This window comes from Plantibacter sp. VKM Ac-2885 (genome assembly GCF_015351205.1).
GTDB classification, from domain to species: domain Bacteria; phylum Actinomycetota; class Actinomycetes; order Actinomycetales; family Microbacteriaceae; genus Plantibacter; species Plantibacter auratus.
In genome coordinates, this window is sequence record NZ_JADKSK010000001.1 from 306,303 (window position 1) to 330,779 (window position 24,477).

General features: G+C 69.9%; 24 protein-coding genes. 9 read left to right on the top strand and 15 right to left on the bottom strand.

Translation table 11 applies throughout. The features are described from left to right. The 6 genes from ITJ66_RS20075 to ITJ66_RS01515 all read right to left on the bottom strand — a co-directional run bounded on the left by ITJ66_RS20075 (position 1) and on the right by ITJ66_RS01515 (position 3,902). Positions 1–555, bottom strand: coding sequence for a TetR/AcrR family transcriptional regulator (locus ITJ66_RS20075; protein WP_370582533.1), 555 nt, complete (start codon positions 553–555; stop codon positions 1–3). Positions 556–577: 22 nt separating this feature from the next. Then, positions 578–1,414, bottom strand: coding sequence for an alpha/beta fold hydrolase (locus ITJ66_RS01495; RefSeq protein WP_194643008.1), 837 nt, complete (start codon positions 1,412–1,414; stop codon positions 578–580). A 127-nt stretch (positions 1,415–1,541) separates the two neighbouring features. After that, complete coding sequence (locus tag ITJ66_RS01500) at positions 1,542–1,799, bottom strand: DUF6510 family protein (protein ID WP_194643010.1); 258 nt, start codon at positions 1,797–1,799, stop codon at positions 1,542–1,544. After that, a complete protein-coding gene (locus tag ITJ66_RS01505; RefSeq protein WP_370581820.1) occupies positions 1,799–2,527 on the bottom strand; it encodes a ferredoxin reductase in 729 nt (242 codons plus the stop codon). Before ITJ66_RS01505 ends, ITJ66_RS01500 begins: the two co-directional genes overlap by 1 nt. Then, positions 2,524–3,117 carry a sulfite oxidase-like oxidoreductase gene (locus tag ITJ66_RS01510; protein WP_086472594.1) on the bottom strand — a complete coding sequence of 198 codons (594 nt, stop codon included), beginning with the start codon at positions 3,115–3,117 and terminating at the stop codon, positions 2,524–2,526. Before ITJ66_RS01510 ends, ITJ66_RS01505 begins: the two co-directional genes overlap by 4 nt. Before the next feature lie 89 nt (positions 3,118–3,206). Beyond that, on the bottom strand, positions 3,207–3,902 hold the full coding sequence (locus tag ITJ66_RS01515; RefSeq protein WP_194599907.1) for an HAD hydrolase-like protein: 696 nt from the start codon (positions 3,900–3,902) through the stop codon (positions 3,207–3,209). A gap of 100 nt (positions 3,903–4,002) precedes the next feature. Here ITJ66_RS01515 and ITJ66_RS01520 point away from each other — a divergent pair, with 100 nt between their 5' ends. Both ITJ66_RS01520 and ITJ66_RS01525 read left to right on the top strand, forming a co-directional pair. After that, positions 4,003–4,884, top strand: coding sequence for a sugar phosphate isomerase/epimerase (locus ITJ66_RS01520; RefSeq protein WP_194643012.1), 882 nt, complete (start codon positions 4,003–4,005; stop codon positions 4,882–4,884). Continuing rightward, positions 4,881–5,933 (top strand): Gfo/Idh/MocA family protein, encoded by a 1,053-nt coding sequence (locus tag ITJ66_RS01525; protein WP_194643013.1) that lies wholly within the window; start codon positions 4,881–4,883, stop codon positions 5,931–5,933. Before ITJ66_RS01520 ends, ITJ66_RS01525 begins: the two co-directional genes overlap by 4 nt. A gap of 28 nt (positions 5,934–5,961) precedes the next feature. On the opposite strand, the gene ITJ66_RS01530 is transcribed toward ITJ66_RS01525, so the two are convergent. After that, entirely contained in the window at positions 5,962–7,176 is a 1,215-nt protein-coding gene (locus tag ITJ66_RS01530; protein ID WP_228501424.1) for an ROK family transcriptional regulator, read from the bottom strand. A 142-nt stretch (positions 7,177–7,318) separates the two neighbouring features. On the opposite strand from ITJ66_RS01530, the gene ITJ66_RS01535 reads away from it, so the two are divergent. The 3 genes from ITJ66_RS01535 (at position 7,319) to ITJ66_RS01545 (ending at position 10,282) form a co-directional block, all read left to right on the top strand. After that, positions 7,319–8,818, top strand: a complete 1,500-nt coding sequence (locus tag ITJ66_RS01535) for a glycoside hydrolase family 36 protein (RefSeq protein WP_194643015.1) — start codon at positions 7,319–7,321, stop codon at positions 8,816–8,818. Between the two features lie 95 nt (positions 8,819–8,913). Beyond that, on the top strand, positions 8,914–9,900 hold the full coding sequence (locus ITJ66_RS01540) for a helix-turn-helix transcriptional regulator (RefSeq protein ID WP_194643018.1): 987 nt from the start codon (positions 8,914–8,916) through the stop codon (positions 9,898–9,900). Positions 9,901–9,904: 4 nt separating this feature from the next. After that, complete coding sequence (locus tag ITJ66_RS01545; RefSeq protein WP_191940016.1) at positions 9,905–10,282, top strand: RidA family protein; 378 nt, start codon at positions 9,905–9,907, stop codon at positions 10,280–10,282. A gap of 19 nt (positions 10,283–10,301) precedes the next feature. Here the strand turns inward: ITJ66_RS01545 and ITJ66_RS01550 are convergent, their stop codons facing one another. From ITJ66_RS01550 to ITJ66_RS01585, 8 genes are all read right to left on the bottom strand, one after another. Beyond that, on the bottom strand, positions 10,302–10,826 hold the full coding sequence (locus ITJ66_RS01550) for a GrpB family protein (protein ID WP_194643020.1): 525 nt from the start codon (positions 10,824–10,826) through the stop codon (positions 10,302–10,304). Positions 10,827–10,910: 84 nt separating this feature from the next. Continuing rightward, positions 10,911–11,978: a LacI family DNA-binding transcriptional regulator gene (locus ITJ66_RS01555; protein ID WP_228501425.1), complete on the bottom strand. Its 1,068-nt coding sequence runs from the start codon at positions 11,976–11,978 to the stop codon at positions 10,911–10,913. Positions 11,979–12,064: 86 nt separating this feature from the next. Beyond that, positions 12,065–12,949 (bottom strand): sugar phosphate isomerase/epimerase, encoded by an 885-nt coding sequence (locus tag ITJ66_RS01560; RefSeq protein WP_137242828.1) that lies wholly within the window; start codon positions 12,947–12,949, stop codon positions 12,065–12,067. Continuing rightward, a complete protein-coding gene (locus ITJ66_RS01565) occupies positions 12,946–14,043 on the bottom strand; it encodes a Gfo/Idh/MocA family protein (RefSeq protein WP_194643022.1) in 1,098 nt (365 codons plus the stop codon). The genes ITJ66_RS01560 and ITJ66_RS01565 overlap by 4 nt, the downstream gene beginning before the upstream one ends. Positions 14,044–14,095: 52 nt before the next feature. Continuing rightward, positions 14,096–14,929, bottom strand: coding sequence for a sugar phosphate isomerase/epimerase (locus ITJ66_RS01570; RefSeq protein WP_194643024.1), 834 nt, complete (start codon positions 14,927–14,929; stop codon positions 14,096–14,098). A gap of 2 nt (positions 14,930–14,931) precedes the next feature. Further along, a complete protein-coding gene (locus tag ITJ66_RS01575; protein WP_194643026.1) occupies positions 14,932–15,876 on the bottom strand; it encodes a carbohydrate ABC transporter permease in 945 nt (314 codons plus the stop codon). Then, the gene (locus ITJ66_RS01580) at positions 15,873–16,847 is read right to left on the bottom strand and encodes a carbohydrate ABC transporter permease (RefSeq protein ID WP_194643028.1); all 975 of its coding nucleotides are present in this window, start codon (positions 16,845–16,847) and stop codon (positions 15,873–15,875) included. Before ITJ66_RS01580 ends, ITJ66_RS01575 begins: the two co-directional genes overlap by 4 nt. After that, entirely contained in the window at positions 16,847–18,109 is a 1,263-nt protein-coding gene (locus tag ITJ66_RS01585; RefSeq protein WP_165766964.1) for an ABC transporter substrate-binding protein, read from the bottom strand. The genes ITJ66_RS01580 and ITJ66_RS01585 overlap by 1 nt, the downstream gene beginning before the upstream one ends. Positions 18,110–18,299: 190 nt before the next feature. Here ITJ66_RS01585 and uxaC point away from each other — a divergent pair, with 190 nt between their 5' ends. The 4 genes from uxaC to ITJ66_RS01605 all read left to right on the top strand — a co-directional run bounded on the left by uxaC (position 18,300) and on the right by ITJ66_RS01605 (position 24,437). Beyond that, on the top strand, positions 18,300–19,712 hold the full coding sequence (gene uxaC, locus ITJ66_RS01590; protein ID WP_192018938.1) for a glucuronate isomerase: 1,413 nt from the start codon (positions 18,300–18,302) through the stop codon (positions 19,710–19,712). Next, positions 19,709–21,178: a mannitol dehydrogenase family protein gene (locus ITJ66_RS01595; protein WP_240043989.1), complete on the top strand. Its 1,470-nt coding sequence runs from the start codon at positions 19,709–19,711 to the stop codon at positions 21,176–21,178. The genes uxaC and ITJ66_RS01595 overlap by 4 nt, the downstream gene beginning before the upstream one ends. Positions 21,179–21,258: 80 nt before the next feature. Further along, positions 21,259–22,497, top strand: coding sequence for a D-mannonate dehydratase ManD (manD, locus tag ITJ66_RS01600; protein WP_137242821.1), 1,239 nt, complete (start codon positions 21,259–21,261; stop codon positions 22,495–22,497). A 191-nt stretch (positions 22,498–22,688) separates the two neighbouring features. Beyond that, on the top strand, positions 22,689–24,437 hold the full coding sequence (locus tag ITJ66_RS01605; RefSeq protein WP_194643030.1) for a NosD domain-containing protein: 1,749 nt from the start codon (positions 22,689–22,691) through the stop codon (positions 24,435–24,437). Positions 24,438–24,477 lie beyond the last annotated feature (40 nt).

A 24,477-nucleotide genomic window follows, 5' to 3' on the forward strand; every position in this document is an offset into this window, starting at 1 on the left:
CTAGGACTCGTCCCCAGCGGTCTCGGCCCAACGGGTCAGCGTGATCACGAACCCACGGACGAGGCGGTCGAAGCTGCGGTCGAGATCTCGCTCGAGGCCGAAGGAGCCTGCCGCCTCGAGCGAGACGAAGCCGTGCAGGGTGGACCGGAACGCGCGGATCGCGTCGATGGCGTCGTCGCCGCGGAGCTCGTAGGCCGTGAGGACGTCGGTGATGACCTGGATGGCACCGAGCGATGCCGCCGTGTCCTCCACGTCCTCCGGCCCGGCGATCCACTGTGCGGCCGTATAGCGTGCCGGGTGCTTCAGGGCCCACTCCCGGTAGGCCCCGGCCATCACCGTGATCGCGTCCGCGCCCGAACGGCCGACGGCCGCGCGCAGCAGGACGTCGCCGAGCTCGCCCTTGGCCTGGAGGGAGATGCTCCGGCGGAGTCCGGCGAGTGAGTCGAGGTGCTTGTAGAGCGAGGGCTGCCGGACGCCGAGCCGTTCGGCGAGGGCGGCGAGGGTCAGCCCCTCGAGCCCGACCTCGTCGGCGAGTTCAGCCGCTTCGTCCACCACGCGCGCGCGGCTGAGTCCCGCCCTAGGCACGGTGCAGCGCCGACTGGAGGAAGCCGAGGACGGCCTGCGAGGTGACCTCGGGCTGCTGGGCCTGCGGGTAGTGGCCGGCGTCCTCGACGAGGACGACCTCCGCGTGCAGGGTGTCGCCGATCCAGTGGGCCTCTGCCGCGGGGTCCGGGAAGTCGGGGTCCTTGGTGCCCATGATCACGAGCGTCGGAGCGCTCACGCCGGGGAGCGCAGCCTCGGCCGGGGCGTGGTCGGTCTGTCTCGTCGTCTGCGAGAAGGCCTTGCCGTAGGCGGGGCGACGCAGGCTCGCGAAGACGTCGGCGAGGTAGTCGTCGAAGTCGACCGGCTTCCGGCCCGCGTTCAGCGTGGGGAGGTAGGCCTTCCAGACCCGTGCGATCCACAGCGGAGCCATCATGGCGCGGAAGACCGCCTGCATGACGGCGCCCGCCTTCGGGTTGCGGACGAAGGGCCCGACGAGGACGAGACCGGACACGTCCTCCGGGTGCTCGGCGGCGACGATCACGCCCGCGCCGGCAGCGAGGGAGTTCCCGATGATGACGGCCGGGCCGCCGAGGTCGCGGATGAGGGCGTGGACGTCCGAGGCGGTCGCGACGTCGCCGTACGAGGAGAACGTCGTGTCGCTGTCGCCGTGACCACGGAGGTCGGTGGAGGCGACGCGGTACCCGGCCTGGACGAGCGCGGGAGCGAGGAAGCGGTAGGAGGAGCGGAGCTCGCCCATTCCCGGGACGAGGACGACGAGCGGGCCGTCGCCCTGGATCTCGTAGGCGATCTTGCCCTCGGGACGGTCGAGGTAGCGGGTGGCAGGCCCTGTCGATGCCGGGTTCGTGTTCATGAAGCTAGTCTGCATCGCCGTTTGGCTAATGTCAATAGCTTTTATGGACGAGGTTCATTCGCCCATCTTTGGGCGACAGAAGCTCCGTTCGCCCGAGAATGGGCGAACGAGTGCGGGGGAGGGGTGGTCAGCCGAGGTCCGTCCACCAGCGCACGCCGTCGAGGGTGACGCGCGTGGTCTCCTCGTGATGGAGGACGACGAGCAGGACGTCGTCGCAGTGCCGACAGCGCACCACCCATGCGTCCGGGGTGCCGAACACCAGCTCCGCGGCGAGGGGCGAGACGTCGTGGCACCCGAGGCACTGCGACATCGTCCCGCTCGGGTCGGTGCCGGTCAGTTCCGACAGGGTTCCGGCGAGGACGTTCCCGTCCAGATGCGAGGTCATCACGCGCCTCCGAACCGCTCGGTCTTGATGCGGGCGGGATCATGGCCGATTGCGACCAGGGTGTCGGCGACCGCCTCGACGAAGCCGGTCGGTCCGCAGACGAACACCGACGGGGCCTCGCCGCCGGTGACCTCGAGCGCCTGCAGGTCGGCCGCCACCAGGCGGCCGGCGGGACGAGGCCAGCCGTCGGGCGCTCGCCGGGTGTAGATCCAGGTGACCTCGACCCCGGTCGCCGCAGCGAGCTCGTCGGCGAAGAAGGCGTCCTGCGGTGAGCGGACCGAGTACACGAGTCGGAACGGCGTCGTGCTCCCGGCCGCCTCGTGCGCTCGCACCATCGCCATGAGCGGCACGATGCCCGAACCTCCGCCGATCAGGAGGACCGGCTCCGTGTCCTCGGGGCGCCAGACGAACCAGCCGCCCAGTGGGCCACGCACCTCGACCTGGTCGCCGACCTCGATCGCGTCGACGAGGAACGGGGAGACCTCGCCGTCGGGGACCCGGTCGACGGCGATCTCGATGCGGTCACCGGCGTCCGCCGAGGCGATCGAGTAGGAGCGGACCGCCTGGTAGCCGTCGGGCGCCGTGAGGCGGACGTCGGCGTGCTGCCCGGCCAGGTTCCCGCCCCAGCCGGGGGCGTCCAGGATGAGGCTCCGCCCCGATGGGGTCAGCTGCGTCGCCGTGACCACGGTGGCCGCCTTCCAGACGTCGACATGGCCCGTGCGCCTCACGAGTACCGCTGTTCGAGCCAGGGGTCACCGTAGGCGTGATAGCCGTTCTGCTCCCAGAACCCCGGTTCGTCGTCCTGCTGCATGACGAGGCCGCGGATCCACTTCGCGCTCTTCCAGAAGTAGAGGTGCGGGATGAGGAGTCGTGCCGGGCCGCCGTGCTCCGCGGCGAGCGGCTCGCCGTCGAAGCCGGTGGCGATCCAGGCCTTGCCGTCCAGGAGGTCGTCGAGTGGGACGTTGGTCGTGTAACCGCCGTAGGAGTGGGCCATCACGAAGTCGTAGCCGCTCTCGACCTCGGCGAAGAGCGTGTCGAGGGAGACGCCCTGCCAGCTCGTGCCGAGCTTCGTCCAGCGGGTCACGCAGTGGATGTCGCGGGTGATGTCGTCCTGCTGGAGGGCCTGCATGGCCGCCCAGTCCCAGCGGTGGGTCTCGCCGGTCTCCGTGCGGATCTGGAACTCCCACTCATCGGTGTCGATCCGCGGCGTGGGTCCGGCGGACAGGACGGGGAAGTCTTCGGTGAGGAACTGGCCGGGCGGGAGTCGGTCGTCCTGCTCCCGTGCCCGTCCTCCGAAACCGCGTGTGAACACCGCCATGTCGACCTCCTCAGGATGGTCATCACCCTAGTGAGCAGGTGTCGGTGAAGCCAGGCCCTCCTGGGGTCACCAAGTGGTTCCGGCCTCGCTCAGCCGGTGATGAGGTTCGACAGCGCGTCGATCGAGTGGACGACGGCGAGCGCCCCGGTGGCCTCAGCCGGCGAGCCGTAGCCCCACTCGACGAGGATCGTCGGGATCCCGTGCGCAGCCGCGCCCTCGATATCGTGGAGGCGGTCGCCGACCAGTACGGTGCGGGACGTGTCGACGCCGGCGGCCGTGAGGCGCCGGAGGGCCTCGCCGACGACGTCGGCCTTGCTGCTGCGGACCTCGTCCTCGGAGGCGCCCGTGACGACGGTGAAGTACTGGCTCAGGCCGAAGTGGTCGAGGATCGTGTTCGCCTGCGACTCGGGCTTCGAGGTCGCGAGCCCGATCGGGATCCCGGCCTCGGATATGCGCGCGAGCAGCCCGGCGACGCCTGGGAACACCGCGGTGCCGACCTCGGCGCCCTCGATGGCGACCTGGCGGCGGTACTCGGTGAGGGCGAGCTGCGACTGCAGCGGGTCCATGTCCGCGAAGTCGCGGAAGGAGTCGAGCAGCGGCGGTCCGACCCAACGCAGCAGGGACTCGTCGGACGGGACGACGGCACCGACGTTCGCCAGGGTCGTCTTCATACGGGAGATGATGCCGGGAGCCGAGTCCACGATCGTGCCGTCGAGGTCGAACAACACGCAGGACCAGCTGCGGTGGAAGGACACGGTCGTACTCGCGAGGTAGAGATCGGTCACACGCTCCATCCTAGGGCGACCCCTCCGGTCGGGAAGGGTTGTCAACCGGTTGCCAGAGCCGTAGGCTGACAGGGCCGGCAGCCCGACTGTCTGGTTCCCGATGACGAGAACGAACGCGAAGGCGGAAGCGCACGTGAATGCACAACACCCGGTGAGCTGGACCCTGTCGGGCTTCGGTGACGAGATCGACGCCGACCCGACGACGCAGATCGCCGTGCTGGGGGCGCTCGGTGCATCCCATATCGAGGTCCGGAGCGCGTGGGGCGTCAACATCATCGACCTCGACGCCGACCAGCTCGCCCGACTCGGTGCGCAGCTGCAGCGGTCGGGCATGGGTGTGTCCGCCATCGGATCGCCGATCGGCAAGGTCGACGTGGCCCTCGACGCCGAGCTGGAGGTCGCCCGACTCGCGCGCGCGATCGCCGCTGCACACGCCCTCGGGACCCCGAACATCCGCATCTTCTCCTTCTTCCGGGGCGCGGGCGTGCCGGTGGAGGCCACCCGCGACGACGTCCTGGTCCGCATGCGCCTGCTCGCCGATCTGGCCGAGCGTGAGGGGGTCGTGCTCCTGCACGAGAACGAGAAGGACATCTACGGCGACGTCCCGGAGCGCATCCTCGACCTCGTCGAGTCCGTCGGATCACCCGCGCTGCGGCTCGCCTGGGACAACGCGAACTTCGTCCAGGTGGGCGTCGCGCCGTTCGACGACGGCTACGCGATGCTGCGTCCGTACCTCGACTACCTGCAGGTCAAGGACGCGGTCGCCGCGAGCGGCCAGGTCGTGCCGTCCGGCGAGGGCGACGGGCAACTGCGTGAAACGCTCACGGCGTTGCGCGACGACGGCTACGCCGGGTTCGCCTCGCTCGAGCCGCACCTCGCCGACACCCACGCGCTCGGCGGCTTCTCGGGTCCCGCCTCGTTCGGCGTGGCCGCCCGGGCCTTCCGGAGGCTCACCGACGAGCTGGGGATCGAGCTGCGATGAGCCGCGTGCCCGCACCCGTCCTCCGCCGCGTTGCCGTGATCGGGTGCGGCGACATCTCCGCACTCCATCTCGCCGCGATCGGGACGGTCCCCGGTGCGCAGCTCGTGGCGGTGTGCGACGTCGACGCCGGCCGGCTCGATGCGGCGATGGCTGCGACGGGTGCCCCGGGCTTCACCGACCTCGATCGACTGTTCGACGAGGCACGACCCGACGTCGTCCACATCTGCACCCCGCACCATCTGCACGCCGACCAGGCGATCCGGGCGCTCGAGCGCGGGATCGACGTCATCCTCGAGAAGCCCCTCGCCCACACGCGCGAGGAGGCCGAACGGCTCCTGGCCGCGGCGGAGCACAGCCGCGCGAAGATCGCGGTGTGCTTCCAGAACCGCTACAACCAGCCCGCGGAGCGCGCGAAGGAACTCCTCGACTCGGGTGAGCTCGGCGCCGTGCTCGGCGCCTCGGCGGTCGTGCCGTGGCATCGGACGGCGGCCTACTACGAGGATCGCCCGTGGCGTGGTCGCTGGGACACCGGCGGCGGCGGACTCCTCATGAACCAGGCGATCCACACGATCGACCTCGTCCAGTGGTTGGTCGGCGACCCGCTCGAGGCGACGGGGTCGATCGCCACCCGCGCGCTCGCCGAGGTGATCGAGGTCGAGGACACGGCCGAGCTGCGTATCGTGCACGCGGGTGGCGCGACGAGCACGGTCTACGCGACGGTCGCCGGGGTAGCGAACCTGCCCGTGACGATCGACGTCGTCTGCGAGCTGGGCACGCTGAGCTTGGGGGCCGAACTCACCGCTCGCTTCGCCGATGGGCGCGTCGAGACCACCGTCGAGCGCGCGACGGCCAGCGGAGCGCGTGCCTACTGGGGCGTGTCCCACGAGCGGCTGATCCAGGACTTCTACGCGGGCCTCGACGAGCCGGGCGCCTTCTGGCTCCACCCCGCAGAAGCGCGGAAGGCGTTCGACGTGATCCAGGACGTCTACGGCGCGGCGATCCCTGAGCGACGGTCATCGGTCCTCGCAACGCAGCTCGGCGGTCGCTGAGCCACGACCGGTCGCGGGAGGCGACGGCTCAGGATGCTGCGTCCCGCTTGACGAGCCGCAGCGCTCCGTCCGGGTCGGGGAACCGCTCCAGGTCGCGGACCGCCGCCTCCAGGACGGTGTCGAGGTGCTGGGACGCGAGGCTGACGCCACCCATCGCCACCGCCTCGGAACCGAGCGAGGAGACGACCACGTCCGGTGGCAGCGGGCAGATCTCGCCGAGGGTGCTGATGAACCGCGGTAGGAAGACGTCCGCGCCCGGAGCGCTTCCGCCGCCGACCACGAGGAGTTCCGGATCGAGTGCGAGGACCATGGCCGCCGCGCCGGTGGCCAGGTCGTCCGCGAACTCGTCCATCACCGCCAGGGCGATCCGATCACCGGCGCGAGCCGCATCGAAGATCTCCTCGCGGGACGGCCGTGGTGAGCCGAGGACCGACTCGCCGTACCGCTCGTTCAGACGTGACCACCGGAGTTCGGGCATCTCGCCGACGATCCCTGCCGCACCGTGTACGCCGCGATGCACCTTCCCGTCGACGATGGAGGCCGCGCTGGTGCGCACGCCGCAGAGGAGGTAGACGACGTCGCGGTGGCCCTGTGCCGCGCCGACGGTCAGTTCCGCGCGGGCGCCGAGCGCGACGTCGCCCTCCACCAGGACGGCTCCGTCGAACTCCCGCTCGAACCGCTCGCGCAGGTTCAGCCCGACCCAGTCCGGCAGCCCCGTCCCGCCGAAGTGCAGCACCTCGCCGTCCCGGCCGATCGCGCCCGGGGATCCCACGGCGACGATCCACACCGACCCGCGGGTGAGGTCGAGGGTGCTGAGCACCGCATCGCCGGTCGCCAGCGCCAGGGTGATGCGCTCGGTCGCGCCGGTGTCCTCTGGGAGGCGAGCCGTGCGCTGGCCCAGGACGTCACCGGCGAGGTCGGTCACGACGGCGTGGATGTGGTTCGCGCCGATGTCGAGCGACAGGAGATGGCCGAGTCCGGCCCGCACGCTGAAGGCGGTGGCGGGTCTGCCGATCCGGGACGCCGAGGCGCGTTCGGCGGATTCGAGCCAGCCCATCGCGACGAGGTCCGTGACGATCGCGTCGATGGCCGTCCGAGACAGCCCGGACGCGTTCGCCAGCTCCCGCAGGGTGAGCGGCTGCGGGAGCAGGGCGCGCAGCACACCGAGCGAGTTCATCCTCCGGAGCAACGAACGACTGCCCATCGATCCGCCGGACGGCTCCACCATCGCCTCTCGAGGCATTCCCATTCCCCTCTTGCGACTTTTCACGGCACGTTGCAGTATTAACTCCGCCTCCTCGACTCTACCCGCGGCAGCCCCGTGGTGGCAGTCGGGAAACCCGCGTCGATTCCGAGCGCGCACCCACCCAGAGAGAAAGCCGGCCATGCTGCACACCTTCACCTTCGGTGACCTCCGCATCCCCGCGAACCTCGCCGGCGAACCGACGGCCACGAGCACGGGGTTCGTCGTGCCCGCCGGTCCGGTCGCGCTCCTCCACCCCTTCGGCGACACCGGCTTCTACCGGCACGGCTGGAACTCGTGGAGCCCGAGCGGGTGGACCACCACCGACGGCGAGACCATCGGCATCAAGGACAACCCCGACCGGCTGCTCACCGCCGACGACGCGGTCAACGAGACCCCGCACCTCCACTCCGGCAGTGGTGTCGGTGCCATCACGGGACAGGACGGCACCGTGCTGCTCATCGGGACCCTCGGGCTCGGCAACCCCCGGGTCGGTGCCGACCGCAACACGATGTGGGCGCGGAGCGAGACCGACGAAGCCGAGTGGTTCGTCACGTTCGGACCGGAGCAGCAGGCTTTCGCCGATTACGCTGCCATCCTGTCCGAACGGCTCGGGCGGCGCTCACAGCGCGCCGGTCGCGTCTGGAGCAGTTGGTACTCCTACTACGAGGGCATCGACGAGGAGCTGGTCACCCGCACCGTCGCCGACCTCACCGGGTACCCCTTCGACGTGTTCCAGCTCGACGACGGCTGGGAGCCGATCGTGGGCGACTGGACGGCCGGTCCGGACTTCCCGTCCGGCATGCAGGCGACCGCCGGTCGCATCGCCGAAGCCGGGTTCCGCCCGGGGCTCTGGCTCGCCCCCATGATCGCGCTTCCCGAGTCCACGATCGCGCGGGAGCGCCCCGACCTCCTCGTGCAGGATGACGCCGGGCGCCCGCTGGCGACCGGCTACAACTGGAACTCCCACTACTACTCGCTCGACACCACGCAGCGGGAGGTGCAGGACCACCTCCGCGAGGTCTTCGAGCGCGTCACCGGGTGGGGCTTCAGCTACCTCAAGCTCGACTTCATGTACGCGGGGGCCGTCACCGGTCGGCGGCACCAGGACGTCCACCGCGAGACCGCCTACCGGGATGCGATCTCGTTCATCAGGGAGACGGTCGGCGACGACGTGTACCTGCTCGGCTGCGGCGTCCCAATGATCCCGTCCATCGGGGTGTTCGACGGCGCGCGCGTGGGGCCGGATGTCGGTCCGTTCTGGGACAACGCCGAACGGGTCGGCGACCCGTCGGGCGTCGGGGCGTGGAACTCCATCGTCGACTCCGTCAACCGCGTCTGGCTCAAGGACGTCTACGAGGTCGACCCCGACGCCGTCTACTTCCGCAGCGCCCGGAACCTCCTCGACCCCGTCGAACGTCGCATGCTCCAGGACGTCGCCGCCATCCTCGAGTTCAAGTCGACCTCCGACCCGGTGGTCTGGCTGCACGAGAGCGAACGCGCCGAACTCCGCCAGTACCTCACGGAGACGCCGACGGTCGAGCAGACGGGGCGGTTCACCTTCCGGCTCGACGGCCGGGAGGTCGACCTGACGGCCGTCGTGGCGGGAGAGGCCCGCTCCGACACCTCGTACATCGGGTGACGCCTGGCGCTCGGCGGCGAACCGGCGTTATCCGATAAACGAACGCCGACCGCCCGGAAGTGGAGCTTTGGCACAGTCGTGGGATTCTGAGCAGGATGAGCGTGAATGCTGGGCCCGCGGAGCGGTTCGAGGCCGCGGGGGGCGACGTCGACGACGCGCGCGAGCTCTACCGCGAGGCGTACCAGATCGGCGGGATCACCGTCGAGCCGACGGCCACCGACTTCGGATACCGCTTCACGTCCATCGGCGACGCCGACCTCGCGCTGCGCGCATCGCAGGTCGAGGGCCGGATCACGGGCGCTTCCTTCACCCAGGACGAGTACGTGGTGACCTGGCTCACGCGTGGCGAGGGCGTGATGGACCTGCTCGGCTCGCCGATGAAGTTCCACCCTGGCGTGCCCTCGATGTTCGCGAATGACCGGCCCGCGCAGTTCGATCTCATCGACTATCGGCTCAACATGATGCACTTCGGCGGTGCGTACTTGGAAGGCGTCGCGGCGGACACCGAGGGGTCGGTGGGTCCGATCCGGTTCGACACGACGTTCCGCCCGTCGGGCGACGCCCTGCGGCGTTGGACCGAGACGGTGGCGACCGTCGCGCGCGTGATCTACGACGACGGGAGTTCCGCGGTGCTGCGCGCCGAGGCGAACCGAGCGGCCGCCGTCACGTTGCTCGAGGTCTTCCCGCATCTCGCTCTGCAGCCACGGACCGATCTGGCGGTTCCTCCGAGCAGCAAGGCCCGCGCCGCCGTCGAGTTCATGGTCGCGAACGCCCACCGACCTTTGGGTACCGACGAGGTCGCCGCTGCCGCGGGGATCAGCCTGCGCAGTCTGCAGGCGGCGTTCCGCCGCGAGTACGAGGTCACCGCCACCGACTACCTGCGGTCGATCCGCCTCGATCGTGTCCGACAGGAGTTGCGGGATGCGGAACCGGGCCTCGCGACGGTCGCCGAGGTCGCCAGGCGGTGGGGGTTCACCCACCTCGGGCGGTTCGCCGCGTCGTACACGACCCGCTTCGGCGAGTATCCGAGTGTGACCCTCGCGTCGAGCCGCGGCGCAACCCACCCGCGTTCCCTAGGCTGAGGCCATGACGCGATCCACGGTGAACGACCCGCACGCTCCGAAGCCCGTCGGGCCGTATTCGCATGCCGCGGTCGCCCCGACCGGAGCGCTGTACCTGTCCGGGCAGACGCCCATCGATCCGGTGACCGGAGCCCTCGTCAACGGTGATGTCGCTGAGCAGACCCGCCGGGTGTTCGCCAACCTCGAGTCGGTGCTGACGGCGGCCGGTCGTGGGTTCGCCGACGTGGTCAAGGTGAACGTCTACCTCGTCGACATGGCCGACTTCGCGTCGATGAACAGCGTCTACGAGACGGTCTTCTCGGCGCCCTACCCTGCGCGCACCACGGTCGCGGTCGTCGGGCTGCCGCTCGGCGCGCGCGTCGAGATCGAACTGGTCGCCTGAGACCACGCGAGGGGCGGCCCTACTTGTCCCAGGCCTCGGTCGGCGGCAGGCAGCGCGCTGTGCGCTCCTCGTTCAGCAGCTCCTCGATGAGCGGGGACTTCGCCGCCGTGTAGGCGCGGCCGTCGTCGGTCCTGGCGAGCTCCAGCTTGAGCTCCTGGTAGCGGCGCCGAGCGGATGCGTCGTGCAGCAGCTTGTCCCGGAACAGCCGCTGGTTGCAGTGCTCCCACACGTCTGAGCCGAACACGTGGAGGATGTGCGTGCGACGGACTCCGTCCGAGCGGACGTACACGGCATGCGTCTTCGGTCCGGCGGCGTTCGGCTCGTACCCGAGCCCGGCCAGGAGTGGTCCGAGGGCGAACGGGTCGACGGTTGCCGTCGCTCTCGCGGCGAGGTCGATGATCGGCTTGGCGACGAGACCGGGGACGGCGGTGCTCCCGATGTGCTCGATCGCGTCGACGCGTTCGTGGAGGACGTCCGAGAGCCGCGCCGCCTCGTGTCGGAACGCCGTCGCCCACTCCGTCCGGTGCGGGCTCAGCTCGATCATCGGATCGAGCGTACCCCGCGGTCCGTTCCCGGGCGAGGGGCCACCCGGTCCCTGAGCCTGTCGAAGGGCTGGGTGACGGGGGGATCAGTCCGTGGGCGGTGGGGCGGTCGACTCGCGCATGATGAGCGTGGTCGCGAGGTCGGTGATGGTCGGGACGTCGGTGCCCCCGAGGTGCGCGAAGAGGGTCTGCACGGCGTAGGAGCCGGAGGCGATGTGCGGGCTGCGGATCGACGTGAGTGCCGGTGTCGTGAAGTCCGAACCGAAGATGTCGTCGAAGCCGATGAGGCTCAGCCGGGTGGGCATCTCGACACCACGTGAGCGCAGCTCCAGCATGATGCCGATGGCCAGGAGGTCGTTGTACGCGAGGACCGCGGTGGCACCCGTATCGAGCACGGCCGTGGCCGCCGCCCTGCCCGCGGCCATGTCGGGCTGCGTCGACGGCACCCGCACCGTCTCGATGCCGCGTTCCGCGCACAACGCGCGCGTGCGGTCCCAGCGATGACGCGACATCCACGAGCGCGACGGCCCGGAGACGAACGCGAGCCTCCGGTGACCGAGCTCCGCGAGGTGGTCGATCGCCTCGGTGAGGCCCGGGTCGACGTCGGCGACGATGCTGTCGACGTCGTCGACCTGACGGTTGATCACGACGACGGGCTTCTCCTGGCCCAGCGCGCGCACGTCGTCGGGCAGGAGCCTCGAGGTCGCGAGGATGAGACCGTCGACCGACGGCATGAGCCGCCTGGCGGTCAGCAGCTCCATCTCCGCCGACTCCTTGAACTCCGCGAGCACGAGCGTGTAGTTGCGCTCGGCGGCCTCGCGCTCCGCACCGCGGACGACATCGAAGAACATCGGGTTCGTGATGTCGGCGACGATGAGGCCGAGCGTGCCGGTGCGCCCGGTGGGGAGCGCGCGGGCGGCGGGGTTCGCCACGTAGTTGAGCTGCTTGGCGGCGTCGTGGATCTTCTGCGCCGTCTTCTCGTTGATGCGGCCGGGGCGGCTCAGCGCCCGCGACACGGTCGACGGGTTGACGCCGGCGAGCTGCGCGATGTCGTAGATCGTCGCGGCGCGTTTCGTCTTCACGACCCCGGCCGTGGGTTCGGGCGTCCCGGGCTCGGGAGCGACCATCTCGGCGGATGCGTCAGAGGTGCTCATGGGGCTCGCTCCTCTCGATCGCCGCCCTCGGCGACCTGAGCCATCGTACTGCCGCGGCCTCCGCGGGAGGGCTCAGGCCGGCCGGGTCAGCGGGTCGCGACATCGAGCGCGTGGTTGGCCCACTCGTACGACAGGCGGTGCGACTCGTAGACGCTCTCGACGCTCGGGAAGTCGACCTCGATCATGTAGTCGCCGTCGTAGTCCGCGGGCATCGCCGCGACGATCGCGTCGAAGTCGAGCACGCCGAGCCCGGGTTCCGCCCACAGCCGCTTCGTCTGCGACGTCTCGTGGTAGCTCAGCGCGCCGTCCGCCGCGCCGTCGAGGTGATCGGCGTAGACGTCCTTGATGTGGATGCCGCCGACGCGGTCGCGGTAGTCGGTGATCATGGCGACCGGGTCAGCTCCCGCCCAGCGGAGGTGTCCGGTGTCGGGCCCGAACCCGATGAGGTCCGGTCCGAGTGTGTCGAGCAGACTGCGGATCTCGTGCTCGGTCTCGAAGACACCACCGACGTGCGAATGGTGCAGGGGGCGGATCCCCTCGGCGAGCAGGACCTCGCAGGTCCGGCCGGCGTTCTCGATGGCCAGGTCGAGACGCTCCTGGGAGAAGTCGGCGCCGATCGCCGGCGCCGCCATGCGCGCCGGGATCGCCATCGAGGAGATCATCGTCCGGTCGAGTCCGAGGGAGGCCTGCGCCGCCCCGAACGTCTTCGCCGCCTCGAGGACCTCGGCAAGGACGACCGTCTCGTCGAACGCGCTGCTGAACAGGCTGAGCGATGGTGCGAGGCCGTAGCCGCCGATCCACGTGCGGTACTCGTCCGCGGTCATGCCCTCGGGGATGTCGGCCTTCACCGCGGTGAACCCGATGCGCTGGAAGTCGGCGAAGGCCTCCTCGAACACCTCGCGGGTCTTGCCTCGCGCACTCCAGTACGGGATGGGGTTCGCCGCCACCCGGTTCGTCCGCTGCGCGCTCATCGGGCCACCGCCGCAACGGCGTCGAGGCGGACCGGCTGGCCCGTGCGTGCGGACTCGTAGAGACCGGTGATGATCGAGATCGCCTGGCGGTTCTCGGCCAGCGTCACGCGGAGCGGCTCCTCCCCGCGGATCGCGGCGAGCACGTTCCGGTACTGGTGCAGGTGCGCGTCCGACATCTGTCCGGCGACGCTCGAGCCCGCCTGCGTCTCGTCGGCGAACTGCGCCGCCTGGTTCGTGTCCTTGCCCTGCGAGCCGAAGAAGGCCTCTGCGCGCTCCATCCCCGCGGGGGTGGAGTGGAAGTACGTCAGCTGGTCGTTCTCGATGACCGCGGAGCCGCGGTCACCGTGGACCTGCAGCCGCGCGACGAGGCCCGGGTAGACGGCCGTCGAGCCGTGGATGACGCCGAGCGCACCGGATGCGAAGCGGACGACACCGACCGCGACGTCCTCGGTTTCGATGCGCTCGTGGGCGAGGAGCGCGGTGTAGCCGAAGACCTCGACGGGGCCTCCGAGGAGCGCGACCAGCAGGTCGACCGTGTGCACGCCCTGGTTCATGAGCGCGCCGCCGCCGTCGAGCGCCCAGGTGCCGCGCCAGTCGCCGGAGTCGTAGTAGCTCTGCCCGCGCCACCAGTCGACCGAGGCGATGCCCGAGGTGATGCGCCCGAGGTCTCCGCGCTCGGCTGCGGCGAGGACGATCTCCGTCGAGGGGTCGAAGCGGTGCTGGGAGATGACGGTCACGACGGTGCCGGCGCGCTCCTGGGCGGCGATGATGTCGTCCGTCCGCGAGACGGTGACGTCGGCCGGCTTCTCGATGATGACGTGCTTGCCGGCTTCCAGTGCTTCGATGGCGAGGTCGGCGTGCAGACCGGTGGGGGTGCAGACGACGACGATGTCGGGGTCGGTCTGCGCCAGCGCCTCCGCGAGGGTCGTGAACGCCCGTCCGCCGCGCTCGGCGACGAGGGCCTCCGCCTTCGCGAGCTCCGGGTCGGCGACGGCGACGAGTTCCAACTCGTCGCGCAGCTGGTCGATGACGATGCCGTGCTGCTTCGAGATGATGCCGGCGCCGGCGATGGCGATGCGGTGCGGTCGGGACATGCGGGGGTTCGCTCCAGTTCTGTGCGTGGGGTGGGTCGGTGTCCGTACCGGCTCAGGCGAGCTGGCGGAGGTGTGCGAGGGCTGCCTCGAGCTCCGGTTCGAAGTCCTCGAAGAGGCACTCGACGGTGATGGGGCCGTCGTAGCCGCCGTCACGCAGGGCCGTGATGAACTCGGTGAGCGGCCAGTCGCCCTGGCCGGGCGGCCGTCGTCCGGCGTCGGCGATGTGGGCGTGTCCGATGCGGTCGCCCAGGGCCTGGACGACGGCGAGTGGCTCCTCCTCCAGCATGATGTGGAAGAGGTCGGCGACGACGGGCACGCGGTCGATCCCGAACTCGTCGAGGAAGGCGACCGTCTCCTCGAGCGAGTTGAGCAGGTTCGTCTCGTCCCGGTTCAATGGCTCGAGGACGATCTGCATTCCGTTCCGCTCCGCCGCGTCGCGCGTCTCGACGACGACCTGGGCGAACCGCGCGCGGGCGGCCGTGACGTCCACCCCGGCGGGGATGGTGCGCGCCGTCCCGCTCCCGAACACGATCTTCGCGCCGGGCTCCGAGACCGAACCGATGATCGGCATGACGGCGTCGAGGTACGCCGTGACGCGTTCCGCCGGGAAGCCGGGGTCGGCGAGCGACAGGTCGCCGGGGAACAGGATGGCGAACGACCCGCGTCGGACGCTCGTGTCGTAGTCGGGATGGCGCGTCCACCCGGCTCCGTCGGCGACGACGAGGTTGCCGACGATGGTCGGTTCGGCGTAGTCGGCTCCGGACGCGAACGCACCGGGGATGCGTTCGGAGGGGACGATCACGCCGTACCCGGTGAGCGGGCGCCGCTGGGCGGTCGGGTTCGTGTCGGACATGTGGTTCCGTTCCGTCGTCGGTGGGATGGTCATCGCTACTTCAGACTCCCCGAGATGAGGTCGAGGCGCCAGAACCGCTGGAGGACGAGCACGAAGATCACCACGGGGATGACGGCGACGAGCGCCCCGGCGATGGCGACCGAGTAGAGCACCGGTTCGCTACCGCCACGGTTGAGCATGAGGAACATGGCGACCGTGATGGGCGACAGCTCCGACTTCGACTGCATGATGTACGGCAGCAGGAAGTTGTTCCAGGCGCCGATGAACTGCAACAGGAACGCGGTCACGAGACCGGGGAACAACAGCGGCAGGCCGATCGAGACGAAGGTGCGCCCCTCGTTCGACCCGTCCACCCGGGCCGCCTCGAGGAGCTCCTGCGGCACCGAGCCCCGCGCGAACACGTAGGAGAGGTAGATCCCGAACGGGGTGATCGAGATCGGGATGAGCACCGCCCAGTAGGTGTTCGTGAGGTTCAGCTGCGCGAAGAGCATGTACTGCGGGATCGCGAGCGTGATCGTCGGGAGCAGGACGCCCGCGAGCAGTCCGACCATGACGGCCTTCTTGCCCGGGAACCGGTAGAGCGCGAGCGCGTAGCCGGCGGCGGCCGAGACGGCGGTCGACAGGAGAGCGCCGCCGATCGAGTAGATGAAGCTGTTGCCCAACCAGCGCGCGAAGGAGCCGTTCTCGTAGGCGAACAGGTCGGTCATGTTGTCGACGAGGCTCGACCCGAAGGTGAACGCGCTCGTGGAGAACAGCTCGCCGGTGCTCTTGGTGGCGGCGAACACGACCCACACCATCGGGAGCAGGAAGTAGAGGACGGCGATCAGGAGGACGATCGTCGGGAGGATCCCGCCGAGCTTGTGGACGAGGCTGACGGATTCCTTCGGCTTGCGGATGCGGCCGCGATCGGCGCGGACGACGATCTCGCGAGCGCGACGGTCCTCCTCTGCGCGTTCCGCGGTGCGTGCGGTGGTGGTCATGCGTTCCTCCGAGCTGCGAGGCGTTGCCCGCCGAGCACCAAAAGCGACAGCAGTACCGTGGCGAGGGCGAGGATGATGGATGCCGCCGACGCCGAGTTGAGGTCGTCGTGGGCGAAGGCGTCCCGGTACACCCGCATCAACGGGAAGTAGGTCGAGCTGATGGCCGGGGTGAGGCTCGAGAGCATCTGTGGCTCGCTGTACACCTGGAGGGCGCCGATGATCGAGAAGAGTCCGGTGAGGATCGTGGCAGGCACGATGTGGGGCAGCTTGATGTACCAGGCGATGCGCGGTTCGTTGCAGCCGTCGATCCTGGCGGCGTCGATCTGTTCCTTCGGCAACGACTGCAGCGAGGTGTAGAGGATGATCGTGTTGAAGCCGATCCCGCCCCACAGCACGACGTTGATGATCGCCGTCATGACGAGGTCGCCGCGCAGCAATGTCGGGAACTCCAGGCCGAAGGTCTCGGCGAGCTGGTAGATCGGGCTGATCTCGGGCACGTACAGGAACCCCCACATGAGCGCCGCGATGACGCTCGGCACGCCGTACGGCAGGAAGATCGCCATCCGGCTGAAGGCGCGGAGGTGGGCTCTCGGGAGGTCGAGCAGCAGCGCGAACAGCATCGCCGTGAGCATCATGATCGGCACGAGGAAGAGTGCGTACACGGCGAGGTTGCCGAGGCTCATCCAGAACGTCGGGTCCTGGAGCACCTTGGTGTAGTTGCCGAGGCCGACGAACACCTCTTCGCGCACGCCGTACGCGCTCGCGCCGGCCGCGGTGCCCATGAGGCTGAGCCCGCCGGAGTACACGATCGGGATGACGAACACGAAGACGAACAGGACCACAGCGGGAGCGATGAGCACCCAGGCGAACAGGTGGTGCGGGCGGGTCAGCGAGACGCGCCGTCTGGTGGGGACCGCGGTCGGATCGTCCTCCGTCCGACCGCGGCCCCGCTCGATGGTCGGCGCGGTCATCAGCCGGCCAGATCCTTCTCGACGATGTCCTGCACCTTCGGGAGCACGTCCGCCCACGGGCTCGTCCCCTCGATGGCGTTGCCGAGCTCGTCGGTGATGGCGGTGAAGGCCACCTGCGTGTTCGGGCCCCACTGCACGGTGACGAGCTTCGACGCCGCTTCCGTGGCGCTCGGCCAGTAGGTGGTGTCCTCGGGCATGAGCTCCGGCGGCGTGCGGTCGATCTCCTGGCCGTGCAGGGCACCGGTGAACTTGTTGACCTCGACGAGCCCCTCGGCGCCCTCATCGGACGCGTTCAGCCAGGTGATGAACTCGAGCGCCTGATCGTAGTGCGGGCTCTCCTTGAGGATGACGTTGGCCGAGCCGCCGCGGGCGAAGACCCGCGGATCGGCGGCGTCCCACTGCGGGATCTGCGCGGCCGACCAGAGCCCGACCGTGTCGGGGTACTGGTTGAGCAGCGGACCGGGAGCCCAGGCGCCGGCGATCGTGCCGAGCACCCGGCCACTCGCGGTCGCCTCGATCTGCTCGGGGCTGCCGGTCTGGTAGGTGCTCACGAGATCGTCCTCGACCATGCCCTGCCAGAAGTCCAGGACCTCCTGCGTCTCGGCGCTGTCGATGTCGACACCCCATTGCTCGTCGGAGTAGTCCCACCACTGGGCGCCGTTCTGCAGGGCGAGTCCCATGAACTGGTCGGCGTCGATCGAGCTGAAATTGAAGAGGTAGCGGTCACCGTCGAGGGTGCGGACCTGCTCCGCGAGGGCTCGGAAGTCGTCCCAGCTCGCGGCCGGGGTGAGACCGTACTGCGCGAAGAGGTCGTTCCGGTAGACGAAGAGCGCCGGTCCGAGGTCCTGCGGGACGCCGTAGACGGTGTCGTCGAAGGACACGCTCTCGAGCACCGTGGGGGAGTAGGCCTCCTCGAGGTCCTGCTTCGCGCTGTCGAGTGGGGCGAGGACGCCGGCCGACACGTAGGTCGGCAACTGCGTGTACTCGGCCTGCGCGATGTCGGGGCCGTCACCGGCACGCACGGCGCTCAGGACGCGGACGGGCATGTCCGCTCCGCTCGCGGGTTGCGAGATGTTGACCTGGATGTCGGGGTTGGCCTCGTTCCACACCTCGACGCGCTTGTCGATGTTCGAGCCCCAGGCCCAGAACTCGAGCGTCACCGGGCCGTCGGCCGAGTCGTCGCCACCCGGTCCCGAGCACGCGGTCAGTGCGAGGGCGAGGATTCCCGCGGTCGCGATTCCGATACGAACGCTGTTTGCCACTGCAATCTCCTTTGATAGCGGGGTCTGCTCCTCGCGTCGCTGAAGCGTTTCAGTGGTGTTGGACCACGACGGTTCCGGGCGGAAGCGGGATCAGTCTCGCAGACGGTCATCGATCTGGCAAGCGATTGCCAGAAGGGTGTGGCAATCGGTTGACAGACCGCGGTCCCCCGGTTTCAATGGAGGCGTGCCAATGACGCTGCAGAACGATCCAGACCGCCTCCTCCCCGCCGACCCGGGGACGCGCGACGTCGCCAGGGCGCTCTACCGCTCGGTCGAGGCCCTGCCGATCATCTCGCCGCACGGGCACGTGGATCCGGCGATCCTCGTCGAGGACACCCCGTTCGCGAACGCCACCGAGCTGTTCCTCCGGCACGACCACTACGTCACCCGCCTGCTGCACGCCGCCGGGTTCTCTCTCGCGGACGTCGGCGTGCCCGACCTCGCGGAGGGTGGTGCCGTCGCCGCGCCGCGGGACGCCTGGCGACGGTTCTGCGAACACTGGCACCTGTACGCCGGCACCGCCTCCGGGTACTGGCTGAGCTCGATCCTCGGTGAGCAGTTCGGTGTCACGGAGCAGCCGGACGGAGCGAACGCCGACCGGCTCTTCGACACGGTCCACGAGGCGCTCCAAGCGCCGGCGTTCCGTCCGCGTGCGCTGTTCGACCGCTTCCGCATCGAGGTGCTCGCGACCACCGACGACCCGATGGACGACCTCGCCGCGCATGCCGCCCTCGCGGCGGACCCCACCTTCAGTGGGCGCGTCCTGCCGACCTTCCGGCCCGACGCGTACCTCGACCCGGCCAAGGCCGGGTGGGCGGAGCGGGTCGCCTCGCTCGCCGCCTGGAACGGGACGCCGGAGGGCAGCTACCGTGGCTACCTCGAAGCGCTCGCCGGGCGCCGTCGCCACTTCATCGAACACGGGGCGGTGTCGGCCGACCACGGTGTCCCGCAGCCCCTCACGCTCGAACTCGAGGAAGCGGATGCCGCAGCACTGTTCGACCGGGCACTGTCGGGCACCGCCGACACCGCCGACCTCGAGCGGTTCGCCGCGCACATGCTGTTCGAGAGCGCGCGGATGAGCGTCGAGGACGGCCTCGTCATGACGGTGCACCCCGGCGTCCACCGCAACCACCACGCGCCGACGCTCGCCCGCTTCGGACCGGACACCGGGCATGACCTCCCGGTCCGCACCGACTACGTCCGCCCCCTGCGTCCGCTGCTGGAGCGGTTCGGCACGGCTCCGGGGTTCCACCTCGTCCTGTTCAGTGTCGACGAGACGAGCTACTCGCGGGAGATCGCACCGCTCGCCGGGTTCTACCCGAGTGTCTTCGTCGGCGCACCGTGGTGGTTCCTCGACGCGCCCGACGCCGTCCTGCGCTTCCGGTCCGCCGTGACGGAGACGGCCGGGTTCTCACGCGGATCGGGCTTCATCGACGACACGCGGGCGTTCCTCTCGATCCCCGCCCGACACGACATGTCCCGGCGCCTCGACGCGTCCTTCCTCGCGCGACTCGTGCGGGAGGGGCGCATCGACGAGGCGACGGCCGAACGCATCATCCTCGACCTCGTCGTCGACCAGCCGCGACGGGTGTTCAAGCTGTGAGCACCGTGACGGACGTGGCCGGTGTCGCCGCAGGGCCGGGGGAGGAGGCGGTCCCGCGTCTGTCCCGAGCGCGGCTGCCCGAGTTCCCATCGGCGCCGGTCCGGATCGTCCACCTCGGACTCGGCGCCTTCCACCGCGCCCATCAGGCCTGGTACACCCAGCTCGCCGACCCCGATCACGAGTGGGGCATCGCCGCCTTCACCGGCCGGAGTCCGCAGGCCGCAGTCGACCTGGACGCTCAGGACTGCCTCTACACGGTCGTCGAGCGCTCGGCGGACGGCGACTCGGCCACGATCGTCGGTTCGATCGTCGAGGCACGGGACGGTGCCGACGTCGCACGGCTCCATGACCTCCTCGCCGCTGAGACCACCGCCATCGTCACCCTCACCATCACCGAGTCCGGGTACCGGCTCGATGCCGAGGGCAAGCCGGACGCGTCGGATCCGGCGGTCGAGCATGACGTCGCCCTGCTGTCGGACGCCTTGGACGGCGGGGCGGACCTCCGGGACGCCCGACCGACCACGACGCTCGGTCGGCTGCTCCTCGGCCTCGAAGCCCGTCGTCGTGCCGGGGCCGGTTCGATCGCGATCGTGCCGTGCGACAACATCGCCGACGGCGGTGCGCTCGTCCGTCGCGCGATGCTCGCCCTCGCCGACCGGGTCCGCCCGGAGACCGCTCGGTGGATCGCCGACGAAGTCTCGTTCGTCTCGTCCTCGGTCGACCGCATCACGCCGCGTCCCACGCCTGCCGACGAGGCGACGGCCGCGGAACTCACCGGATTCACCGATGCCGCTCCCGTCGTCACCGAGCCCTTCACCGACTGGGTGCTCAGTGGCGACTTCCCTGCCGGGCGGCCGGCGTGGGAGTCCGCGGGTGCCCGGTTCGTCGACGACCTCGAGCCCTACGAGCAACGCAAACTGCGGCTGCTGAACGGCGCCCACAGCCTCCTCGCCTACGCGGGCCCGCTGCGCGGTCATGCGACGGTCGCCGAGGCGGTCGGCGACGAGCAGTGCCGGGCCTGGGTCGAGGAGTACTGGGACGAGACGGAGCGCCACCTGCCTGACGACCTCGGGCTGACGGCGTATCGCACCGCACTCCTGGGGCGCTTCGACAACGCGCGCATCGAACATCGACTGCAGCAGATCGCCCTTGAGGGCGTCACCAAGCTGCGGGTGCGGATCGTGTCGACCCTCCTGGCGGAACGGGCCGCCGGTCGGCCGGGAACCGGGTCCCTGCGCGTGATCGCCGCGTGGGTGGCGGCCGTCCAGGGCGACGACCGGCCGGGTGACGCGAGCGGTGCCGCCGTCGCCGAGGCGCTCCGGTTCCAGGGTCGGGAGCGGACCGCGGCGCTCGTACGCCTGATCGATCCCCGCCTCCTCGACTCGGAGCCGGATGACGGATCCACGCTCGTCACCGAGCTGGAGCACCTGGTCGACGAGCTGACCGGACGCCCACGGAACCCCTGACACCCGCCACTGCAGCCGACCCGCAGTTCGTCGGAACCACCCCGGCCACATCGGCCGCAACGCACGAAGGAGTAGTACCCATGAACATCGACAAGGCCGAGGTCATCGTCACGAGTCCCGACCGGAACTTCGTGACGTTGAAGCTCACGACCGACGACGGCCTCACGGGCCTGGGCGACGCGACGTTGAACGGGCGTGAGCTCGCGGTGGTGGCGTATCTGTCCGAGCATGTGGTGCCGTTGTTGCTGGGCCGTGATGCGTCGCGGATCGAGGACACGTGGCAGTTCCTGTACCGCTCGGCGTACTGGCGGCGGGGTCCCGTGACGATGGCCGCGATCGCGGCGGTCGACATGGCGCTGTGGGACATCAAGGGCAAGGCCGCGGGCATGCCCGTGTACCAGCTGCTGGGCGGGGCGTCCCGGACGGGGCTGCTCGCCTACGGGCACGCGTCGGGGAAGACGAACGACGAGCTGTTCGACAGCGTGCGCGAGCACCAGGCGCAGGGCTACAAGGCCATCCGCATCCAGACGGCGGTGCCGGGTCTGAAGTCGATCTACGGGATCGCGTCGAACGCGACGTTCGAGGGCAACACCGGTGTCCGCTACGACCACGAGCCGGCGCAGCGCGGTGGGCTCCCGAACGAGGAGGACTGGGACACCCGGTCGTACCTGCGTCACCTGCCGACGGTGTTCGAGGCGGTCCGGAACGAGTTCGGTCCGGAGCTGCCGTTGCTGCACGACGGGCACCACCGGATGACGCCGATCCAGGCCGCGAAGCTCGGCAAGAGCCTCGAACCCTACGACCTGTTCTGGCTCGAGGACTGTACGCCGGCGGAGAACCCGGAGGCGTTGCGCCTCGTGCGGCAGCACACCACGACGCCGCTCGCGATCGGGGAGATATTCAACACGGTGTGGGACTACCAGCAGATCATCCGCGAGCAGCTCATCGACTACGTGCGTGGTGCGGTCACGCACATGGGTGGGATCTCGCATCTGAAGAAGACGTTGGACTACGCGGCGCAGTACCAGATCAAGTCGGGCATGCACGGCCCGACGGACATCTCCCCGGTCGGGATGGCGGCCGCGATGCACCTGGGCTTGTCGATCCACAACTTCGGCATCCAGGAGTACATGAAGCACGGCGAGAAGACGGACGCCGTGTTCCAGCAGTCGTACACCTGGGAGAACGGCATGCTGCACCCGGGAGAAGCACCGGGTCTCGGTGTCGAGCTGAATGTCGACGAGGCGGGGAAGTACCCGTACCAGCGCGCCTACCTGCCCTACAACCGCCTCGCCGACGGCACCGTCCACGACTGGTGATCCCTGCGGCCAGCGCGGTGCGCTGACCCGACCGCGCCCCTGTGGCGTGAGTGCGCCCCTCCGGAGGCCCGCGCTCACGTCACAGGGGCGCGCTCACGTCACGCCCTCGGCACAAGCGCCTCTGGTATTTCAGGTTCCAGCGGGTTACCGTGGTGCGGTACGAGGACGCACAGGACGGTTCGGGGGAACAGATGACGAGCGACGACACCCAGCCACCGGACGTCCAGCCCGACCCTGCCCCATCGCCGACACCAGACCCGTCACCCGAGCCTCCCGCCCCGACCCCACCCGGCCCGGCACCCGACGCCCCCGAGACGCCCACCGAGGCCGATCCGCCAGCCCCCTCGACGCAGGCAACGGACGACGGCACGATCGTCCTGGCCGGTGACGGCATCGATCCGACCGGCGCGACCGTCTCGACGACCGCGGTCCAGGCGCTGTTGTCGGCGGCGCCGGACGGCAGCACGATCATCGTGCCGGGCGGCGCCGTCATCACGCTCGACGCGACCCTCCTGCTCGACCGTCGGCTGGCACTGCGGGGGAGCGGCGAGCTGCGGTGGACGGCCGGCATCACGAACGCGCCGGCTGTCCGCATCACCGCTCCGGGGTCGACCGTACGAGAGGTGCGCCTCACGAACCCGAACCACCTCGGTTCCGCCACGGGTGCGCGCAACATCGGCATCGACATCCGGACGAGCGACGTCATCGTCGACGGGGTGCGGATCGTCGGCTTCCAGAACGGCGTGGTGAACGAGCCCACCGGCGAGTTCGAGGGCGTCATCGTCACGAACTGCCACATCGTCGACATCGTCGGCGTGGGCGGTGGCCGCGGTTCGACCTCGAGGGCCGGCGAGGATCGCGGCGACGGCATCACCATCTGGGGTGCGCGGGCGCTCGTCTCCGGCAACGTCGTGAACGCGCTCGCCGGCACGGATGCGCGGATCGGCATCCACGCGGAAGGCCTGTCGGACTACGAGGTCGATCCGGGGCTCTACCCCGACGCGATGTTCTCGATCAACGACAACGTCGTCAGCGGTCCGTTCCGCCGCGGCATCGCGTTGGAGGCGGTGTCGCACGCCACCGTGTCGGGGAACACCGTCACCGGGAGCACCTGGTGGGGCATCGCCGCGATCGACACGCGCTCGACCGGGATCTCCAACAACACGGTGCGCTGGACGCGGGCGGCCGAGGACGACCAGGGGTCGGTCTGGGGTCCGTCGCGCGGGCCGATCATGGTCTACCGCAGCGCGGAGGCCACGGTGGTGGACGCCAACGTGCTGGAGATCCGCGGCGTCGCCTCCGCTGCCATCCGCCTGCAGGACGCGACCATGCCCTCGGGCGACACCAAGACGCCCGTCGGTTCGACCGACACGGTGATCACCGACAATGTCATCCGGCTCGCCGGCGGCACGTGTCCGAGTGGCGTGGTGCTGCAACGCGCGATCCGGCCGCTCGTCGTCGGCAACCGGCTCAGCGTGACCACGCCGAGCGGGACCACGGGAGGCGTCGTCTCGTATCTCAGCAGCGACATCGTCGTCGCCGACAACTCGCTCCTCGGTGCAGGTGAGGCCAGCGGGTACGGCGTGCAGCATCAGGGTGCCGGAGCCGTGCAGGTCACCGGCAACCGGGTGGAGGGGTTCCGGATCGGGCTCGCCGTCACCAATTCGACGGGCGGGGTGACCATCGTCGGCAACACGGTTCTGACGTGCGCGACCGGGATCGACACGTACGGCTCCACCGGCCGCTCCATGGTCGCGGCCAACCGGCTCTCGGTCTCCGGCAGCGCCCACATCAATGCGCAGCCGGCGACGAGCTACGTCACGACCAGGCACATGGGTACGGCGCGCCCGGCCGGTGGCGGGTCGGGTGACCTGCTCGTCGGCAACGGGCTGCTCTGGGTGAACGACCAGGGCACGTGGCGCTCGGTGAAGGTCACCTGAGGCGGTCGTCGCGGTGGTCCGTGCCGGCGTCCGGGTGTCC